Source organism: Streptomyces griseorubiginosus (assembly GCF_036345115.1).
Lineage (GTDB): Bacteria > Actinomycetota > Actinomycetes > Streptomycetales > Streptomycetaceae > Streptomyces > Streptomyces griseorubiginosus_C.
In genome coordinates this window covers 937748-956350 of sequence record NZ_CP107766.1, presented here as the reverse complement: position 1 = coordinate 956350, position 18603 = coordinate 937748, and the positions used below count along the sequence as shown (strand labels likewise).

Genomic DNA, 18603 nt, shown 5'->3' with positions numbered 1-18603 from the left:
CGGACCGCACGTCACGATGACAGAGCAGCCCGCGGACAGGGCGCGATACAGGCTCCTCGTGGTCGAGGACGAACCCAGCATCCGCACCCTGTTGGAGTCCACCCTCCGGCTCACCGGATACGAGGTGAGCGCCGCGGAGAACGGCCAGTCCGCCCTCATCGAGATCCAGCGACGGGAGCCGCACCTCGTGCTGCTCGACGTGATGCTCCCCGACCTGGACGGCTTCGAGGTCACACAACGATTGCGGGCGGCCGGGAACAACGTGCCCGTGCTGTTCCTCACCGCCCGCATCGACGTCGACGACCGCATCAAAGGGCTGAGCTCCGGCGGCGACGACTACGTCACGAAGCCGTTCCACATCGACGAGGTGCTGCTCCGTATCGAGGCCATCCTGCGCCGCACGGTTGTCCAAGGCGTGGAACCGTTCATTCCGGAGACTGTGCTGCGTTACGCCGACCTTGAGCTCGACGAGGGCGCTCACGAGGTGCACCGCGCCGGGCACTACGTACCCTTGTCGCCGACCGAGTTCAAGCTGCTCGCCTATCTGCTGGCCAACCCGGGCAGGGTCCTGACCAGGGCCCAGATCCTCGATCACGTGTGGAGCTACGACTTCGCCGGAGATGCCCGGATCGTCGAGACGTACGTGAGGTACGTGCGGAAGAAGGTCGACCGCCTGGGGCCGCCGCTCATTCACACGGTGCGCGGCATCGGATACTGCCTGCGGCTGCCGCGCGAGCCGGGCGGGACGGCGGAACAGTGAATCGGCTGCTGCCTCGAATTCCCGGGTCCCTGCGACGGCGCCTGATCCTGGGGGCGGCGCTGCTGGCGACGGTCGCCGTCGCCGCCTCCCAGCTCATCGGCTTCATGGTGCTGCGCACGTGGCTGTTGGACCGGGTCGACCAGCAACTGGCGGACTTCCACCCACCCGGACCGGCCTACTTCGAGGCTCTCAAGGAGAACAACCGCGGGGACCGGCCCGACGTCCTGCCCTCGGACTTCCGGGTCTACTTCTACGACGTCTCCGGTCGGCGGACGGCTGTGTCGCTCGGTGCCGACGGCAAGCCAGGTCCACGGATCGGGGATTCCCTGGCGCGGCTCGGCCTGCACGCTGGCCGTCCAAGGACGGTGGCATCCGTCAGCGGCGACAGCCGGTGGAGAGTGCTGCTGAGTTCCGGTCCGGAAGACATGCACGCCGTCGTGGCCCTGCCGCTGGACACCGTCGACGCCACCACGTCCAAGATTCTCTGGCTGAACGCGGTGTTGCTGGCCGTCACCGTCGCCGCCCTGCTCGCGCTGGGCCGCTGGGTGGTACGGCTCGGTCTGCTCCCGCTGACTCGTATGGAACACACAGCCGAGCGCATCGGAGCGGGGCAACTGGATCTGAGACTCCCTGACATCGATGCGCGCACCGAGATCGGCCGGCTCGGTCGGGTGCTGAACTCCATGCTGGAGCGGCTGCAGTTGGCCCTGCGTGAACGGGAGGCGTCAGAGGCGCGCATGCGACGTTTCGTCGCCGACGCCGGCCACGAGCTGCGCACCCCGCTCACCGCCATCCAGGGCTACGCACAGCTCACACTGCGCCAGGAGCGTCTGTCGGCCTATGAGCAGACCGAGGCCCACCAGCTGATCGCCCAGAACGCGGAGCGGATGGGCCTCCTCGTCGACGACCTCCAACTTCTCGCCCAGTTGGACAGGGAGCCGTCGTACGACAAGAACCCGGTGGACCTGCTCTCCCTGGCGGCGGACGCCGTGCGGACCGCCGCCCTGCACGGGGCGAGCCATCCGGTCGACCTGGGCCCCCTGTCGGACCCGGCGGGCAACGGCGAACTGGATGTGGTCGAGGCCGTCGGCGACCCCCATCGACTGAGACAGATCGTCGACAACCTGCTGTCCAACGCCCGTGTCCACACCCCGGCCGGTACCGCGGTCCATGTCAGGGTGGGCGAGACCCGGGTGGGCGTGGGCACCTGCGGATCCGACCGCCCGGGGGGTGTCGGCGCGTCACCGCCCCTGCCGGACGGTATGCCCGTAAGCGTGGTGGAAGTGGCGGACGAAGGGCACGGGCTCACGGCCCAGGACGCCGAGCACGTCTTCGAGCGTTTCTACCGTGCTGACCCTTCCCGCTCCCGTACCCACGGTGGTAGCGGCCTGGGTCTCTCCATTGCCGCCGCGGTCGCCGAAGGCCACGGTGGCCGCCTCGAACTCGACACCGCGCCCGGTAAGGGATGTACCTTCCGACTCGTCCTCCCCGCGCGGACCTCGGACGGGAGATCCAGCGGCGCTTCCGGCTGATGGCCGGGTCCCTGCCCACCGGGTCACACCGGCCGCTCAGCCACGCCTCTGGAGATCCTGGGTACTGCTCAGTCCGATGGTCGACGCCCGGCGGTGCGTCCAACTGCTGCCGCTGTGGCGGCAGTCCGCCCGATGAGCAGGGCAGCGGTGGTCACCGATGCCTCCTCTGCCTGGTGCCTATGGGCTCGACGGCGCCCCAAAAGGCTGCCCGCCCAACCCAGCAGGAAGGCGGCCGGGACGGAGACCAGAACCGGGGTGCCATGGTCGAACCAGGCGAAGTCGGCGTTCGGCAGGAAGGCCTGCGAGCCGCCTGAGGCGGAGGGTGAGGACAGTGCCAGGCCGACACTCAGGATGGTGCCGCCGTACACGGCCCACAGCAGGCCCGTTCGGTTGAAGCGGTCCCAGTAGAACGTGTAGAGCAGAGCCGGGGCCACGGTCGACGCAGCCACTGCCGTGGCGAGCTGAGCCAGGAAGGCGGCGGAGCGTCCCTGCGCCAGTACGGCGAGCAGGATGCCGAGGACGCCGAAGAGCAGGACGGCCATGCGTGCCACCATCAGTTCACGCGTGGGCTTGGACTGCCGGCGCTGAACGAGATGGTGGTACGTGTCCCGGGCCAGGGCGGCGGCCGCCGCGAGCGTGGTGGCGCCCACGACGGCGAGCACGCTGAGAAAGATCGCGCAGGCGAGCGCGGTGAAAAGCAGACGGCTCGTGCCACTTCCCAGCCCGTCATCCAGACTGCCGGCCACGAGCATCAGCGAGTCGTCCGCATTGGACTGTCCGGAGAGAATGGCGTCAGCACCGATTTGGGCCGATGCCCCCATGCCCAGAATGACCACGGTGACGCACACGAGCGCGACGACACCGGTCGCGTACCGGACGGAGCGGCGTGCTGTGGCGGTGTCCTTTGCCGCTGAGACGCGGCTGAGGACGTGAGGCATGCACACGCCGCCGAGGACCGTCATGACCTGTCCCGCGGCGAAGTCCAGACGTGGTGTTGGGCCGACGTTGGAGAGGCCACCGGTACTCAGATACCGGCCGGGACGGGTGCTGTGCGCGTCCGCAGCGGTGAGCAGGGTGCCGACATCTCCGTGGAAGAGGCGGAGCACGGCCAGGGACGCGAAGAGCATGGCCGCGAGCGTGACGGCAGCGGCGATCACCTGTATGACGGTGAGCCCCTTGGCGCCGCTGAGCATGCCGCAGGTGACCACCAGGCCTCCGATGAGCACGGTGCACATCTGCTGCACCCCGATGCCGGAGAACCCGAGGAGTGCCGCGGTGACGTTTCCGGCGGCCATGAGCTGAGCCACGAGGTACGGAGCGGTGATCGCGAGGGTGGCCGCCGCGGCGGCCACCCGAGGCGCGGTGCCCGGCGCCCGGAGCGAGAAGAGGTCGCCGAGTGTGAGGGAGCCGCTGAGCTGCAGGGGTCGTGCCAGCAGAAGGAGGACACCCATGGACAGAAGCACGCTGGTCGCGGCGGTGATGCCGTCGAAGCCGACGGTCGCCACCACACCGGTCACACTGAGCAGCAAAGACGTGGAGACATAGCATCCCGCCAACGCCAGGCCGTTCTTCCATGCCGAGCCCTGCGGGTCCCCGATGTAGAAGTCCGGCGGGGAGTCTCCGCGCAGGCCCGCGAAGACCGAGCCGAAGAGGGCGAGGACCATGAAGAGCATGAAGGAGCTGAGGACCAAGGCGTAGGGATCATCGGCCGCCGCCGCGAGGAAGGTGCTGCTGTGATTCATCTGAACCCTCCGATCTGCTGGACGGGCATGGCGGTTGCGTTCGCCTCGGCGGGTTCGTGCTGCAGAGGGTCCAGCAAGCGTGCACTGCGATGGTCGAAGCGGTGGGCCGTTGCCAGCAGGGCCACTGCCTGGAGCAGATACAGCGACAGGCCCGCGGTCATGTCGGTGCTGAACAGTCGCGTGGCGAGCAGATCGCCAGGGACCGCGATCAGGGTGACCGCGGTGCCGAAGCACAGGGCGTTGGGTACGAGGAACGCCAAGTCCAGGTGCACTGCCCGGTGACGCGCCTGAGACAGCGGCGACTGGTCGGGGTGATCGGGGAACCGTTGGTGCTCTGGTGGCTGAGCTGAGAGTCGCATCGCTTACCTTCACGTGCATGGTCGGTTGTGGGTCGGTCTGCGGCCGCTCCGGGAATCGACCCCGCGCCGCGGGGCAGCGCTTCCGTGACGGACGGCAGCGTCTGGCGGCCGGACGTGGGGGAGGGCTGTCGTCGTCGAGCAGCGGGGGCGGCGCCAAACGCGGCGGTGAGCCGCCGGCGAGGTGTCGACGCAGGCGCAGACGATACCGGAAGCGGTCGCCAATGTCCTCTGATGCGAAACTTGAGTTCTGTTAAGCGGGACAATAGTGTCGGTGGCGTGGAGGGCGGGAGTATCACCGGTGCGCTGAGAGCTGAGCACTCCTGTCGAGGGCTGGTGAGCCGGTCAGATGTGTGAAACCAGCGCTTGGTCGGGGTGAGGAGGGCCTATGCGACAGAGCGGCACCTTTCAACCCTGCCGCACGGCTCCCACCGCGAGCTCGGCGGCGGATGTCTCGCCGTGCGCGGTCATGCGCATACGTGTTCCTACGTCAGGAAGCCGCCCCCACCTGTGTTCCTCGATCGCCGACCTGCCGACGGCTCAGCAGGCTCGATGTCGTGTGCCTGCAGGGCCAGGAGCGTGCTCCCTGCGGTATCCACAGCAAAAGTCCTGTATCAGCGCTGTTTGGGAAGTAGGTTTCCGCATGCCTTACCGGTGGAGGGTCGCCCCCGAAAACCTGTTCGTCGAGCGGTACGGGCAGATGGTGAACAACGGTTTGCCCCGCGCGGACGTCGACACCGTCCGATCGGCGGTCACTGACATGTGGCTCGACGAGCCGGGCGGCTGGGTGTACGAGTGGTCGAGACTGGCCGGCCTATATGCGGAGCTCGGCCAGCATCACCTTGCGGCGCTGGCCTACGGATGGGCGAAGTTTCCCACGCTGGCCGACGACGCCAAGCGCACGGCGCTGGAGCGGCAGCTCAAGCAGTACCTGCTTGCCGCTCCCGGTTTCAAGGTCGGGTTTGAGCGCCGGGCTGTCCAGGTGCCCTGCGACGAGGGAGTCACCGCTGTACCCGTGCACTTTCTCACTCCGCCGGGCTGGTCAGGGGATTCCCCCGTCCTGCTCGCTAGCGGTGGAGTGGACACCTGGAAAATGGATCTCCACGGGCTCTTCGAGACGGTCGCCCTGCGAACCGGCATGGGCGTGCTGGCCTTCGACATTCCTGGCACCGGCGAATGTGCCGGCCCCATGGACTCGGAGGACGGCGCTGACCTCGTGCGCGCCCTGGCCATCGAGGCGCGGGCGCTGGGCAACGGACGCGTCCTGCATCTGGGCATATCGATGGGCGGTCACTTCTCGGCCTGCTCCGGCCTGGCGGGGGATGTCGACGCGGCGATCGTCATCGGCGGTCCCATCGAAGCGGCCTTCGCCCAGGATCGGACCTTCGCGTATGGCATGGAGGGCGTTGTCGGCAATGCGTTGGGGTTCGACCATCAACCCGATGATGTGCAACTGGCAAGGATCTGGCCGCCGTTCGATCTGCGCCCGCTGCTCAACCTCGACACCAACGTCCCGATGCTGGTCGTCAATGGCGCCGGTGACGTCCATGTTCCACAGCACGACACCCTGGTCTTCGTCGGTCGCCGGGACACGGAAGTCCACTTGCTCCCGGACACCGGGCACTGCGCCGCTTCCAAGATGCCCCAGGTACTTGAGTTGATGTTCGAGTGGATCGACCGCCACCAGTTGTCGTGTGTGAGCAGGTGAGGTGTCGGGCATTGCCACTGACCGTGCGTCCATGCCCCCTGTGAGCGGTTGCCCGCAGGGCTGCGCGTAGTTGTCCTGCTTCTTTGACGACGAGGGCCGGGGTGCAAGTCACCTTGCCGGTTGAGCCGCGACGGATGGCCTCGCCGGCCCCGAGACGGAACGAGTTGCACAATGACAAAGGTTGTACTGATCCACGGAGCATGGCACGGAGCTTGGTGCTGGGACGGCGTGGTCGCCGAGTTGCAGCAGCGCGGCGTCGAGGCGACAGCCGTCGAACTGCCACTGACCGGCTTTGCCGCGGATCTTGCCGCGGCCCGCTCAGCGATCCAGGCCGCGGGAAGTCACGCGATCGTCGTCGGGCACTCCTACGGTGGGCGGGTGATCACCCAGGCTGCGACCGGCCTTCCCGTGGCCCGGCTCGTCTATGTCGCGGCGTATCTCGGCGATCCGCGCGAAGCGGACGTGCCGGCCATAAGCAGTCTCCTCGCCGCCTCACTCCTCTTCGACGGACTGGAGATGAGGGTGGATCCGCAGGCGGCCGCTGCCGTGTTTTACGGCGACACCGACGCGCAGGCGGCCACCGCCTGGGTCGCGCGCCTGCGTCCCATGCCGCTGGAGCAACCCAGCGTGTCGGACACCGAACCCGCGTGGCGCTTGACTCCGAGCATCTACCTCGTGTGCACGAACGACCAGGCTCTGCCGCCGGTGTCGCAGCGCGAGATGGCAGCGCACGCATCCGAGGTCGTCGAGTGGCCCACGGACCACTCGCCGTTCCTGACCCGCCCGGCTGAACTCGCGGAACTGATTGTCCGAGGCACGCCTGACGGTCGCGGCCGCCGCTGAAAGTAGCGTGGTGGCGGACCGCTGTTACCCGGTCGAGCGCCGAAGCGGAGCGGGCGGTGGCGAGAGCACCGGGGGAAAGACTTCACCGCTCTGCTGGCCCGGGTCGATGCCGAAGGCCGCCACCTCGACTGGGTCCTCGCAGTCGACTCCACCATCGTCCGCGCACATCGGCACGCGGCCGGAGCCCTTCAGAAGGGGACGCTGCCGACGAGCCGGACGACCATGACTTCGGACGCTCACGCGGCGGATTGACCACCAAGATCCACCTTGTCTCCAACGGTCGTTCCCGCCCCCAGCCCTGCCACCTGACACCGGCCAGGTGGGCGACGCACCCGCTTTCACCAGGTCATGGCCCGCACACGAGTGCCCCGGCCGAGCAGGCGTCCGACGATCACCCCGCACACGGTCCTGGCCGGCGAGGCGTATTCCTCCCGCGCCATTCGCACCCACCAGCGTCATTGCGGCATCAAGCGGTCATCCCCCAGCCATCGCGGTGGCCCTCTCGGTGTCTGTTTCGGCGTCGCCTCCAGCCTGTGAGGCGGGTTCCGGGCGCGCAGTGTCGGACACATTCGCCAAGAAAACGACCGTGGTACGGGACACTTCTGTCCCGCACCACGGTCACCCGGCGCTTGACTTACCTCATCCTCTCGGCTTCACTTGTCCTATCAAGCGACATTGTAGTCCGGCTATTCAGGACACTGTTAGATACTTGGTGAGGAGGTCATGCACGATGAGAGACGTTGCAGGCAAGGTCGCGTTCGTTACGGGAGCGGCCAGTGGCATCGGTCTGGGGATAGCCCAAGCCTTCGCGGAAAGCGGTATGAAGGTCGTCGTCACTGATGTGAGCGAGGATCACCTGGCCAAGGCCCGGGACCTGCTGACGCAGGCAGGCGGCTCCTTCCACTTCATCCCTCTGGACGTCACCGATCGCATCGACTGGCAGCGGGCAGCAGACGAGGCTGAGCATGTGTTCGGGCACGTCCATGTGCTGGTGAACAACGCGGGGATCACTGCGCTCGGGCGGATCGCGGATACCGGCTACGACGACTGGGACCGGATCCTCGGGGTCGACCTGGGTGGGGTGGTGAACGGCGTGCAGGCTTTCCTGGGCAGGATGCTCGCGCACGGCCAGGGCGGCCACATCATCTCCACGGCGTCCATGGCGGCGCTGACGCCCTTGGACATCTCCGGGATCTACTCGGTGGCCATGCGCGGAGTGCTGGGGATGATGGAGGCTCTGCGGGCCGAACTGCTCGATTCAGCCATCGGCGTATCGGTTCTCTGTCCGGGCCTGACGCGCAACAAAACCTGGGGGGCCCGCTCCCCACTGCCGGCAAACAGCCCGGGTGGCCCGCCGCTACCTCCGCGAAGCTCGCCGATGGACGCGGGGATGGAGGCCATCGAGGTCGGGCGCCGAGCGCTTGAGGGAATGCGTCGGAACGACATGTACATATTCACCCACGCCGAGTTCCGCGAGGATATCGCGTGGTATTTCGAGCCTCTGCTGACGGCCTGTGCGGCAGCGCCCGACCGCGCGCTGCCGGTAAGCGGTCCGCCGCCTGACCTGTGGGGCGCTGTCTACACAGCGCAGGGGCGGTCCGGAAACCGCTGTCCGGTAGGGGAGGGAGGCTGAGATGCGGGACCTTTCGGGAAAGGTCGCGTTCATCACCGGGGGTGCCTCCGGTATCGGGCTCGGCATGGCGAAGGCGTTCTCCCGAGCCGGCATGAAAGTAGTCGTCGTCGATTTCAGGGACGACCATCTGGCTGCGGCCGAGGAGACTTTGGCGCGAGGTGGAGCGGAGTTCCACCTCGTCAAATTGGACGTGGTCGGCCGCGCGGCCTGGTCCAGGGCGGCCGATGAGGCCGAGCGGGTCTTCTCCCGCATCCACGTGTTGTGCAACAACGCGGGGGTCGGCGTCCTCACCCCCCATCGCCCAGGCCACCTGGGAGGACGGGGACTGGTTGCTGGGGGTCAATCTCGGCGGCGTCATCAATGGTGTCACCACTGTTCTGCCGCGAATTCGTGTGCACGGGCCATGTGATGGAAACGGCCTCGCTCGGCGGTGTCACTGTCGCCGGCAACGGCGGAATCTACTCCACTGCCAAATTCGGTGTCGTCGCGCTGATGGAGTGCCTGCGCGAGGACCTGGCGGACGAGAACATCGGGGCCACGGTCCTCTGCCCTTCGGCGGTCAACACGAACATCCACGAGCACAGCGACATGCGCCCGGAGCGGTACTGGGGCCATAGTTCCGGCCTCGCGCCGACCGACGCCGGCCTGGACCCCGAGATGTTGCAGGGCATGCTCGCGTCGTTCGGCAGCGATCCATCTGAGGTTGGCCGTCAGGTACTGCACGCCATCCGCCACGACGAGCCCTATGTGTTCACCGAACGCATGGCCAAGGGCCTGATCGAACTCTGGCGGGAGGCGCTCCTCGCCCTGATACCGGACGAAGAACCCGATCTCGAACGCCTCGCGGCCGACAGGGCCATGCGCCGCGCCCTCACCGAATTGCTTGGCTGAAGCACCGGTCCGTTCTTGCCGACCCAGCTCTCAGTCTTCTCGTGTCGGGCCTACACGCGCGACAACCAATAATCGATTTCTCGGAGGCAGCCGCATGCACATAGGAATAGCCACAGGTCTTCAACACTATGGTCCTGACGGCGAGGAGGCCGACTACCCGGACGGCCAGTTCGTACGCGAGGAGCTCGAACGGTGGGTGCTCGCGGAGGAGTTGGGCCTGGACTCGGTCTGGCTCACTGAGCACCACTTCACCCGCCACTCCCTCGCTCCGGACCCGCTGATGTTCCTGTCCTACCTCGCCGGCCGCACGCGGCGGATCCGGTTGGGTACCCAGGTGCTCGTCCTGCCCTGGCACGACCCGGTCCGTTTGGCTGAACAGATCATCACACTCGACGAGGTGTCCAACGGCCGGGCGATCATCGGACTCGGGCGTGGCATGGCGCCGCGCGAGTACAAGGGCCTACGCATTGACCCGGAGGCGGCGCGACAGCGCTACGACGAGATGCTGCAGCTCCTCGTGGACGGACTGGAGACGGGCGTGATGGAGGGCGGCGAGTTCTACCGGCAGCCGCGGGTGGAGCTGCGGCCGCGACCGGGCCGTTCCTTCAAGGGGCGGTTGTTCGCGGCCCTCGGGTCCCCCGAAAGCCAGCGCCAGGCCGGCCGGCTGGGACTGGGACAGCTGACGACCACCACACTTCCGTTCAAGGCGCCCGAAGGCGGGCTGCCGATCGACAGTTACCTGAACGCATGGCGGGAAGCGCACGGCCCCGACAACAAGCCTCCGGCGCCTTTCGCCTCGAGCATCATCGTGGTGGACGAGAGCGCAGACCGTGCGCAGGAGATCGCCCGCCTGTACGGGGGCAACGCGCAGCGTGTCGGCATCTGGCACTACCAGATGCGCGGCCGCCCGGCCTACGGGCCCATCCCGGCGATCGACACCGACGAGGACGTGGAGCGCATGGTGGACGGCTTCGTCTCACAGATCATCGCCGGTACCCCGGACCAGGTGCTGAAACGTCTGGAGGAGACGCGCGACCAGATCCATCCGCAGGGAATGTTCCCGCAGTTGTTCTTCGGCGGGATGCCTCACGATGAGGCGGTGCGTAACATGCGGTGCTTCGCCGAGCAGTGCGTGCCGGAGATCAAGAGCTGGCCGGCGTCCAGCAGCATCGACGGGGATGCCGCGGAATCCGCGGCTGGCACCAGTGAGGCCGGTACGCGATGACGACATCCGAACCGGTCCAGGTGAGCGGGCTTGACGGGAGGTTGTTCCGAGCGGAAGCGATTGCACCCGAAACAACCGAGTTCAATCTGCGGCTTCGCGAGCTGGTGAAGCGCGCGCCTGGGCCCGAAGCGGGCGGCGGCATTCCGATGCCTCCCACACAGCCTTCGGAGCGGGCACGCACCATCCGGATAGCGGGGCGGGGCGGTCATGAACTGGCTTTGCGGGTCATCGCTCCGGACCGCCCCAAGGGCGTCTACCTGAACTTCCACGGCGGCGGGTTCGTCAGTGGCGACGCGGCGCAGTCGGATCAGGAGCTGGAGCGGATCGCGCGGAACACCGAGCTCGCCTGCATCGACGTGGACTACCGGCTGGCGCCCGCGCACCCTCACCCCGCGGCATGGGATGACGCCGAATCCGCGGCGCTGTGGCTGATCGACAATGCGAAGTCGGAGTTCGGCACCGATGCGCTCGCGATCGGTGGCCTGTCGGCGGGCGCGACACTCGCGGCCTCCGTCCTGGTCCGGCTCCGCGAGCGATTTGGGTCCACCGGGTTCCAGGCGGCGAACCTTGTCTTCGGGAATTTCGACCTCTCGATGACCCCGAGCCAGACCCTGCTCGGCGCCGACGCGGTGCCGGTTTCGGTGGACATGATCCGAGCATGTACGAACGCGGTTGCGCCCCTGAGCGAACAACGCCAGGATCCAGATCTGTCGCCGCTGTTCGCGAATCTGCGGGATCTTCCGACGGCGTTGTTCACGGTGGGCACTCTGGACCCGTTCCTGGACGACTCGTTGTTCATGCACGCCCGCTGGATCGCGGCCGGCAACGAGGCCGAAATAGCTGTCTATCCCGGCGGCGGGCATGTCTTCACCGGAGCCCCCATCCCCCTCGCGGACCAGGCGAACGACCGCATCGATGCCTTTCTCCGCCAGGTCGGGCGCGGGCCAGAGGCCTCTCCCACCGGAGTACCTCGGCAGTGACCGCACCTCGGTTGACGAGCCCAGGGCAGCCAACAACGAGCGCCCTGGGCAGGCTGTTCGGGCGAAGTCGCCCTCGGCTCATCGAAGCGAGCGTGGAGAGCCGCAGTGGCCGCCTGGCCCGGCCGCTGACGCGGGGACCGGCCTCGCGCTCAGTTGCAGGGGGTGGCCCTCAGAGAGCCCGCGACAGGGCGGGGAAACGAGGACTCGGAGGTGTAGTGATGACGGCGATTTCCACGACGAGCAGCTCTGATTCGGACTACCTGTCACGGATGTTCCGCGACGCGATGGCCCAAGTCGTTACGCCGGTAACGGTCGTGACGGGAATCCAGGAGGAAGTTCCGCACGGTACAACGGTCAGCGCGTTCGTGTCCTTGTCGCTTTCCCCTCCGATGGTTCTCGTCTCCCTGGACCGGACGAGTGAGCTGTTGAGCATCGTGGGTCGGTCCGGCCGATTCGGCGTCAACGTGCTGGGCTCGGCGCACTCGGATGTCGCCCTGCGCTTCGCCCGCAAGGGCGGGGCCGCCAAGTTCGCGGACACCCGGTGGCTGCTCGACCATAGACTGCCGCGACTACCGAACGCGCTCGGCTGGCTGGTATGTGAGATCGAGTCGATGGTCGACGGCGGGGACCATATGGCGCTGCTGGGCAAGGTTCTGCACGCCGACCATCGCGAGGGCGCGCCCTTGACTTACCACGCGCGGACCTTCGGCACCCACACGGTGGTGGACGGAGACCCGTAATCGTGGAGGAACCGGAGTGAACTCCGCCCAGAGGGCGCTGAAGGCGGCTCGCCATGAGGAGGCGGCGGGTCACCTGACTCGATACGGTCCCGACGCAGTGATCGCCGAACACGCCGCCCCCCTGTCCCCCCGCGTGGTGGCGCAGCTCCGCGATCTGCTGAATTTTCTCCTGTTCGCGGCCACCGGCCTGAACCTGGCGATTGGCGAACCATGTCGAGACCTCGCTCGTCATCGTGGCAAATACCTTCGGCGTGGTGCAGGGGATCAGAGCTGATCAGACGATCGCAGCGCTGTCGGCACCGAGCGCGCGTGTACGCCGTGAAGGCGCCGAGACAGCTCTGGGTCAGGTCGGAGCAGCGCACGGCCCGTCAGTTGTCGGGGCCGTGCTGATTCACCCCAAGCATCCGGAGGTGGCGCCACACGGTCGCGTGGCTGCGTTGAGCCTCGCGTATCCAGGAAGGAACAGAGCGCCAGTCGACGGTCACTTCGCGTTCGCCCCAGGCCACTTGCATTATCCGTTGATCGCCGGCGAAGTCCTCGACGAGATCGCGACGCAGGAAGAGCAGGTGGCCGCGCCAGGGCTCATCCGCGCGGAAAGCCGCGGAGGCGCGCCTGCCGTCTAGGCTTACGAGGTCCAAGGTGCCAGGCAGTTGGCGCAGGCCGAACCGGGCGGCGAACTCGTACGACGGCACGTCATAGGCCCCGCCGAGCCCAGTCTCCGAGGTGTTTTCGGTGGCGAAATCTACAGCGACCTGGTGGAGCGTGATGCCGTTGTCCTGCCAGTGGCTGCGCAGCGCCGGGGGCGGGACTGGGTCTGCTACGCCGAAGGTCAGCTTGAACCTGGGGCTCCACGGCATCTCCGCGGCCAGCACGTCACGGACCGACGGCAGCGCGGGGAAGAAGTCGTTACCCAGGTAGGGGTGCTCGCTGGCGAGCTGGTGTGCGGATTCGGCGTCCTTCGGGTCCAGGAGGAGGGTGCGGAAGAACCCGAACACCGTCCGGCCCTGGCGGCGATGACTCAGATACCCCTCGACCAGAAGCCAGCCGCCGTCGACTCCGTAAATTTCCTCGGGTGACCACAGTCGGTCCGGGATGGCAACTGTCCCGGACGTGACCCACGTCCGGTCGTCCGTGGCCTCCGCGGGCGCCCACGGGGGAAGGGGCACGGGCACCACCGGGGGCGTGTCGGGGAAGGTCGGGTCGATGTCGGGCATCAAACGTTCCGCGGTCCCGAACCGAGCTGGTGGGCGGTCGGCGTCCACGAGACGGCCGACCATTTCGTGATACCCGATCCAGCCGTACTTCTTCCCGTAGCGCTCCACGTTCTCGTGGGTGCTGGCAGGCCGGTCGGTACCCGTTGCGATGGCCTGGTCGACACTGCCGAACTCTGCCTTGCGCCAGCCTAGTTCCCAGACTCGGGCCATGACCTCGGCTCGGGCCCTGCGGTAGCCGGGATGGTGGAAGTCATAGTTGTCCCGACCGTTGATCGCAGTTCCGATGACGTAATTTTCGAAGTCTATGCCGAAGGTGCGGTCGCACTCTTCGGCGTTGGGGTCGTCATCCTCCATCACCTCGGCGGGCGTCACGGCGGCGAACCTCGGCGCAAAGGCGTCGACACCGTCGGGAACGGCAGCGGGGTGGAGGGTGCCGGCGAACTCGTAGACGGCCCGTACGTAGCCGCGTAGCTGCTCGTGGGAGGTGGGTGTGGCCCCACCGTGAAGGAAGCTGTCACGCAGTCGCACCAGCCAGTCCCGCAGCGCGTGTTCCAGCGGTCCGCCGGGATCGGGCATCTGGTGGGTGCTGACGGCGCCGAACGCGGCGGCGACGAGCCGTTCGACGACGTAGGGGTCGTCGACATCGAGCATCCGGGCAGCGAGGTCGAACAGCCGCTTGGGCTCCGGTCGGCCGTAACGCTGGAGGGCTTTCGTCGCCAGGTCCCGCATGCCCCTGTTCGTGGAGGCCAGCAGCCAGGCGATGGCCAGGGCGTCCAGGTCGTCGCTCTCGGCGCGACTGCTGGTCTCGGTCCACCTGCCGATCGCTCGGTTCAGGTCTGCGGTGAGCCGGCGAGTCCGGCCTCGAGCCCATTCGGTCCAGCGCAGGTCGCGTTGGGAAAGGGGCAGTTGGCGTAGGACCTGATTCAGGAAGGTGGCGTTCAGGCGGTGCGAGGCGGACCTGCGGATCTCCCACAGACGGTCGAATGCGGGCCGGCCCTTCCTGTTGCTTGGACGTGCGGCGACAAGCGCGGTTGCGAGCGCTTCGACAGTTTCGTCGTCGAGAAATCCCGACTCGGTGGTCAGTTCCTGGGCGAGCGCGGTCGAACGGTGCTCATCTGGGGCGACGCGCCACAGGTGGTGCCCGGTGAAGCGGCGCGGCAATAGTGAGATGAGAGCGATGAGGGTGTCTTCGCCGAGGGGGTGCGCCTCGTTCCCCACGAGGAACTGCCAGAGAGTTGTCTCCGCGAGCTGCTCGTTGACTTCCGCGTAGGGCATGCGCACCAGGATCGCGTCGGCGATCAGGTATCCGGCGAGGCGGTCAAAAACAAAGCCGCACTCGGTGTCGTCGGAACCCCTGATCTCCTCGCGGAAGATCACTCCTTCCTCTACGAGGCGCCGGAGCAGGCTTTCGTCCCAGTTCGGCTGGTCGGCGTCGAGGATTTTTCGCGCTTCGTCGAACGGGAGCCGGCGGACGTTGTGCGTCCACAAGTGTCTCGCCATAGTGGCGAGGCGGCGCTTGATCTGGTCGGCTGGCACCGGAATGCGGGACGGGTCCAGGGCCAGCCTCTCGGTCACACCATCGCGGTACAGCTCGAAGACGCCGATGAGGGATTGCGGCAGCGCCTCCGCGCCCACCGGCACCAGGCGGTCGTGGTTCGCGGCCTCGCAGTACATGCGGACGAACAGTGGGTTGTGGAAAGTGTCGACCGGAAGCCAGGCGTCGGCCGGGTTGATGAGGTAGTGGCTGAAGTAGACGCGCAGGATGTCGTCGACTTCCGCGTGCTGCCACTCCAGTTCCAGGGTTACGGTGTGCTGCGGGAGGGTCTGGTCGGCGAGCACCTCGCGGAGAGTGACGATCACCGCGACGTGGGGAAAGCTGCCCAGGACCGGTACCAGCCCGGCGAGCAGGGTACGCCACTTCAGGGGCCGCTCGGCCTCGTTCAGACCGTCGATGATCAGCGGTATCCGGGAGCCGGCACGAGCTCCGGCCGAGTTGAGCGCTTCCAGGAGATCCTCGAAGCGGTCGACCCTGAGTCCGGGTATCCGTCGCGCGAGGTCGTCGAGAGTGTCGGCGGTGTGCAGGCTTGCCCCCTGGATGAACACCCCGGCTGTCGGCCGGTCCTTCGGCGCGGTCATCTGCGCGGCGAGGTGTGTCTTGCCTTGCCCGGCAGCGGCGACAACAGCGAGCAGCGGGGCTTCGGCGTCCGCTCGTGTCTCGGTCAGCCACTGAACGATGTCGCGGATCTCCGCTCCGAGACCGGTGACGAGCAGCGCCTCGGGAAGGCGACGCTGCCTGAGCTTCAGCACCAGGCGTCGCAGCGTTCGGGGAGAGGTTCCCGGAGGCTGATGGTCGGCGAGGCGCTCGCGCACTTCCCAGGGCCGAAGGCCCCTCCCGGCGTCAACGATGGCGCGCAGACCGTCGACGAACCCCTCCAGATCGTCGGCTATCTCCTCGGCACCTGCACGGGTATCGGTGTCGAGGCGGTCCAGGGCTGCGCGCAGTGCCTGGAGCCGTGCTGTGACGTCGTCGGTTCGCTGCTGCAGCCACTCGAACGACGCCGGACCCAACAAGGCCCGGTCGATGCGGTGCTCCACGTGGTGGGAGGTGTGCAGCTGCGGGGCCCACCGGGCCGCAACCGGTGCCACAGATTGCTCGTGGGATCGCGCCAGTTTCTCCGGGGTGAGGGCGAGTTCGCCGAAGAAGGTGGAGCGGAGCTCGTCGTGTCCGGCCAGTTCGGCGTCGTAATTCTCGCTGGACCACAGTTTGACGCGGACATCTCGCCGACTGAGTCCGTTGATCCACTCCTCGTCACCCTTGGCAGGCCTCTGTGGCAGGCAGAGCACGAAGTCGGTCAGTCCTACGACGTGTTGGATCGCCTTGGTGAGAGAGTCCTCGATCTGCGTGCGCTGGCCTGCGCTGAGCTCATTCTTGCTGTTGAGGATGAACCATTTGCACGACCATCCCCAGATCCGGCCGGGATCGCCCAGGTCGCCGGCGTGGTCGACGTGCATGTAGAACTCGACGCCGGGTTGGTTGCGGCGCTCTCGCATCGTGCCCAGCGCCCCGTAGCGGCGGGCAACGATGGCCCGCGTGAGCGCTTCGAAGTTCTGGTCGGCCGCGCCGGGTAGGCGTGCCAGCTCAGTCAGATCCACCGTCGCTCCGGCTGTTGCTCGCGTCCGTCGCATCGGATCGGGTGACAGCTTCCTCGTCCCACGTGTGGCGCGAGAAGACCTCGACTTTCGCACCGTGGTGCAGGAGCACCTTCAGGAATCCCTGGACGTCGGACTCGTCGGTCCAGATCCGGACCGTCTGCGCCTCACGGGTGACATTGTGATCAAGAGCGAAAGCATCGACGTCGGACCGCCCCATGTCATAGAGCTTCATCTGGCTCAGTGCTTCGCCGAGTTCGCGAGGCATGCGTTCCTCGGGACTCCGCCAGTCGTCGTCGGACCACGCAGCCTCAGCGAGGGCCTGCAGTGCCTCCATCCGCTCCTCCGCTGCTTGCGCACCGGCGACCGTCTCGAATCGGCCGATCAGAACGAGGTTCATCGAGTGCTCCGAACCGTAGCCGTTCCAGATCCTCATCCCGTCTCCTTCAGCGTCTGCACGACGTCCATGATGGAGCCCACGACTGGCAGCCCCGTGCTTGCGTAGGCGTGGGGGCGCAGGACGCCGGTCGCGTCGAGATGCATGTGCGCGTCGAGGGGGAGTTCGCCGGGGATGGCCTCTGCGGTGGGCAGTGCTGCTTCGAGGCCGGTACGGGAGATTGCGAGTCGGACCTTGTTTCGTGCGGTTGCGGCCCATTCGACAAGGCGCTGTGCGTCGGCGTCGCTGATGCCGGGGGTCGCCGCGGTGGGCTGCTCCGGCAGGAGCAGCAGTTCGGACGCGCCGACTTCGTCAGCGAACGCGACGAGGTCGTCAAGTTCGCCGATGGTGTCGGCGTTGATGACCGCGTTGATGCCAAAGGGCGAGAGTGAGCCGAGCAATGCAGCGGCCTGGACTACGGCTGCGAACGGCCGGCCGCGGAGCCGCTCGTAGGTGGTGCCGACCCCGTCGACTGACAGACGCGTGAAGTGCACGGCCCCGCGCAGGGAACTGACGAGTTCGGGTGTGAGCCGGTGCCCATGCGTTGTGAAAGTCACCGCCATGGACGTGGACTGGGTGATCTCCGAACAGAGCTGGGCGAAGCGTCGGTACGCGGTTGGCTCCCCGCCTCCGAAGCCGACACCGAGACATCCGGCGGCGTCGAGTTCCACCGCCCAGGCCAGTACACGGTCTCTGCCGAGCGCAGCGGCATGCTTGGGTGCGTAGCAGTAGAAGCAGCGGAGTTCGCACGCGTTCGTCAGCGCTATGGACAGGTACCGCGGAGCACGGGAGAACTGCCCAGCGGGAACACGCACCTCGTCGAGCAGCACGTTGACCCCGGAGACGCGGTCGAACAGGTGAACCCCAGATGCGGACATGCGGATCTTGCACCTCATCGACAGCATGATGCCACCGCTGTCTGCGATACCGAGGTGCGACTGGGAAATGTTCCGCGAACGGCATCCCCATCCACGAGGTCTCGTCGACGGTTCTCGGGCCGGACTTGGCTCCGGCCGCTGCCTGTCAGCCGTGTTCGCCCCGTCGAGAGGCTAGGTTGATCACTCCCATTCTGTGCTCCAACTTTGATTCCAACTCTGCGTAATCGAGAGTGAGTTGCCGCAGAGCTTCTGCGTACACCTTCACAGTGGCTCGAAGATTCCTGTTCTCCAGGCGGAGGTCCGCGATCTTGTCTCTTGAGGGTCTGCTGTCAGGGGCGGCTGGTTCTTCTGGGGTTTGTTGGCTGGCGGCCTGTTGTTGCTTGAACCAGGTGATCAGGTGCGGGAAGTTGCGGTAAAAGGTCGGGTGTGCGATGCCCAGGCGTCGTTCGACGGCGGTGATGGTCGCATGCCGGCTGGCGTCGGCTGCCTCGCGCAGGACGATGTGCATTGCGGTA

The 18603-nt window shown here is 67.1% G+C and carries 17 protein-coding genes; 11 read left to right on the top strand and 6 right to left on the bottom strand.

All coding sequences use genetic code 11. The annotated features are described in order from the left end of the window. Positions 1-16: 16 nt before the first annotated feature. On the top strand, positions 17-760 hold the full coding sequence (locus OHN19_RS04495; protein WP_330262869.1) for a response regulator transcription factor: 744 nt from the start codon (positions 17-19) through the stop codon (positions 758-760). After that, positions 757-2292 carry a HAMP domain-containing sensor histidine kinase gene (locus tag OHN19_RS04490; RefSeq protein ID WP_330262868.1) on the top strand — a complete coding sequence of 512 codons (1536 nt, stop codon included), beginning with the start codon at positions 757-759 and terminating at the stop codon, positions 2290-2292. Before OHN19_RS04495 ends, OHN19_RS04490 begins: the two co-directional genes overlap by 4 nt. Before the next feature lie 68 nt (positions 2293-2360). Here OHN19_RS04490 and OHN19_RS04485 read toward each other — a convergent pair whose 3' ends face one another. Continuing rightward, entirely contained in the window at positions 2361-4034 is a 1674-nt protein-coding gene (locus tag OHN19_RS04485) for a sodium:solute symporter family transporter (protein ID WP_330262867.1), read from the bottom strand. Continuing rightward, a complete protein-coding gene (locus OHN19_RS04480; RefSeq protein WP_330262866.1) occupies positions 4031-4393 on the bottom strand; it encodes a hypothetical protein in 363 nt (120 codons plus the stop codon). The genes OHN19_RS04485 and OHN19_RS04480 overlap by 4 nt, the downstream gene beginning before the upstream one ends. Before the next feature lie 640 nt (positions 4394-5033). On the opposite strand from OHN19_RS04480, the gene OHN19_RS04475 reads away from it, so the two are divergent. The 9 genes from OHN19_RS04475 (at position 5034) to OHN19_RS04435 (ending at position 12684) form a co-directional block, all read left to right on the top strand. Further along, complete coding sequence (locus OHN19_RS04475; protein WP_330262865.1) at positions 5034-6098, top strand: alpha/beta hydrolase family protein; 1065 nt, start codon at positions 5034-5036, stop codon at positions 6096-6098. A 171-nt stretch (positions 6099-6269) separates the two neighbouring features. Next, positions 6270-6941 carry an alpha/beta hydrolase gene (locus OHN19_RS04470; RefSeq protein ID WP_330262864.1) on the top strand — a complete coding sequence of 224 codons (672 nt, stop codon included), beginning with the start codon at positions 6270-6272 and terminating at the stop codon, positions 6939-6941. Positions 6942-7671: 730 nt separating this feature from the next. Beyond that, positions 7672-8574, top strand: coding sequence for an SDR family oxidoreductase (locus OHN19_RS04460; protein WP_330262863.1), 903 nt, complete (start codon positions 7672-7674; stop codon positions 8572-8574). Between the two features lies 1 nt (position 8575). Further along, the gene (locus OHN19_RS43890) at positions 8576-8983 is read left to right on the top strand and encodes an SDR family NAD(P)-dependent oxidoreductase (RefSeq protein WP_419249504.1); all 408 of its coding nucleotides are present in this window, start codon (positions 8576-8578) and stop codon (positions 8981-8983) included. Next, positions 8935-9465, top strand: a complete 531-nt coding sequence (locus tag OHN19_RS04455; RefSeq protein ID WP_330262862.1) for an SDR family NAD(P)-dependent oxidoreductase — start codon at positions 8935-8937, stop codon at positions 9463-9465. Before OHN19_RS43890 ends, OHN19_RS04455 begins: the two co-directional genes overlap by 49 nt. 94 nt (positions 9466-9559) lie before the next feature. After that, a complete protein-coding gene (locus tag OHN19_RS04450) occupies positions 9560-10690 on the top strand; it encodes an LLM class flavin-dependent oxidoreductase (RefSeq protein ID WP_330262861.1) in 1131 nt (376 codons plus the stop codon). Next, a complete protein-coding gene (locus OHN19_RS04445) occupies positions 10687-11670 on the top strand; it encodes an alpha/beta hydrolase (protein ID WP_330262860.1) in 984 nt (327 codons plus the stop codon). Before OHN19_RS04450 ends, OHN19_RS04445 begins: the two co-directional genes overlap by 4 nt. Positions 11671-11888: 218 nt before the next feature. After that, positions 11889-12410: a flavin reductase family protein gene (locus OHN19_RS04440; protein WP_330262859.1), complete on the top strand. Its 522-nt coding sequence runs from the start codon at positions 11889-11891 to the stop codon at positions 12408-12410. Positions 12411-12426: 16 nt separating this feature from the next. After that, positions 12427-12684 carry a hypothetical protein gene (locus OHN19_RS04435; RefSeq protein WP_330262858.1) on the top strand — a complete coding sequence of 86 codons (258 nt, stop codon included), beginning with the start codon at positions 12427-12429 and terminating at the stop codon, positions 12682-12684. Between the two features lie 94 nt (positions 12685-12778). Here the strand turns inward: OHN19_RS04435 and OHN19_RS04430 are convergent, their stop codons facing one another. The 4 genes from OHN19_RS04430 to OHN19_RS04415 all read right to left on the bottom strand — a co-directional run bounded on the left by OHN19_RS04430 (position 12779) and on the right by OHN19_RS04415 (position 18596). After that, positions 12779-16777, bottom strand: a complete 3999-nt coding sequence (locus tag OHN19_RS04430) for a hypothetical protein (RefSeq protein WP_330262857.1) — start codon at positions 16775-16777, stop codon at positions 12779-12781. Then, positions 16764-17210 carry a DUF6375 family protein gene (locus OHN19_RS04425; protein WP_330262856.1) on the bottom strand — a complete coding sequence of 149 codons (447 nt, stop codon included), beginning with the start codon at positions 17208-17210 and terminating at the stop codon, positions 16764-16766. The genes OHN19_RS04430 and OHN19_RS04425 overlap by 14 nt, the downstream gene beginning before the upstream one ends. Next, positions 17207-18115, bottom strand: a complete 909-nt coding sequence (locus OHN19_RS04420) for a radical SAM protein (RefSeq protein ID WP_330262855.1) — start codon at positions 18113-18115, stop codon at positions 17207-17209. Before OHN19_RS04420 ends, OHN19_RS04425 begins: the two co-directional genes overlap by 4 nt. Positions 18116-18233: 118 nt before the next feature. Continuing rightward, on the bottom strand, positions 18234-18596 hold the full coding sequence (locus tag OHN19_RS04415; RefSeq protein WP_330262854.1) for a hypothetical protein: 363 nt from the start codon (positions 18594-18596) through the stop codon (positions 18234-18236). Between the last annotated feature and the right edge of the window lie 7 nt (positions 18597-18603).

Excerpts from the sequence above, each read along its gene's own strand:
- OHN19_RS04420 (WP_330262855.1), bottom strand. The coding sequence starts at position 18,115 with ATGCTGTCGATGAGGTGCAAGATCCGCATGTCCGCATCTGGGGTTCAC.
- OHN19_RS04460 (WP_330262863.1), top strand. The coding sequence starts at position 7,672 with ATGAGAGACGTTGCAGGCAAGGTCGCGTTCGTTACGGGAGCGGCCAGT.
- OHN19_RS04480 (WP_330262866.1), bottom strand. The coding sequence starts at position 4,393 with ATGCGACTCTCAGCTCAGCCACCAGAGCACCAACGGTTCCCCGATCAC.
- OHN19_RS04455 (WP_330262862.1), top strand. The coding sequence starts at position 8,935 with ATGGTGTCACCACTGTTCTGCCGCGAATTCGTGTGCACGGGCCATGTG.
- OHN19_RS04475 (WP_330262865.1), top strand. The coding sequence starts at position 5,034 with ATGCCTTACCGGTGGAGGGTCGCCCCCGAAAACCTGTTCGTCGAGCGG.
- OHN19_RS04485 (WP_330262867.1), bottom strand. The coding sequence starts at position 4,034 with ATGAATCACAGCAGCACCTTCCTCGCGGCGGCGGCCGATGATCCCTAC.
- OHN19_RS43890 (WP_419249504.1), top strand. The coding sequence starts at position 8,576 with ATGCGGGACCTTTCGGGAAAGGTCGCGTTCATCACCGGGGGTGCCTCC.
- OHN19_RS04425 (WP_330262856.1), bottom strand. The coding sequence starts at position 17,210 with ATGAGGATCTGGAACGGCTACGGTTCGGAGCACTCGATGAACCTCGTT.
- OHN19_RS04450 (WP_330262861.1), top strand. The coding sequence starts at position 9,560 with ATGCACATAGGAATAGCCACAGGTCTTCAACACTATGGTCCTGACGGC.
- OHN19_RS04495 (WP_330262869.1), top strand. The coding sequence starts at position 17 with ATGACAGAGCAGCCCGCGGACAGGGCGCGATACAGGCTCCTCGTGGTC.
- OHN19_RS04470 (WP_330262864.1), top strand. The coding sequence starts at position 6,270 with ATGACAAAGGTTGTACTGATCCACGGAGCATGGCACGGAGCTTGGTGC.
- OHN19_RS04440 (WP_330262859.1), top strand. The coding sequence starts at position 11,889 with ATGACGGCGATTTCCACGACGAGCAGCTCTGATTCGGACTACCTGTCA.
- OHN19_RS04445 (WP_330262860.1), top strand. The coding sequence starts at position 10,687 with ATGACGACATCCGAACCGGTCCAGGTGAGCGGGCTTGACGGGAGGTTG.
- OHN19_RS04415 (WP_330262854.1), bottom strand. The coding sequence starts at position 18,596 with ATGCACATCGTCCTGCGCGAGGCAGCCGACGCCAGCCGGCATGCGACC.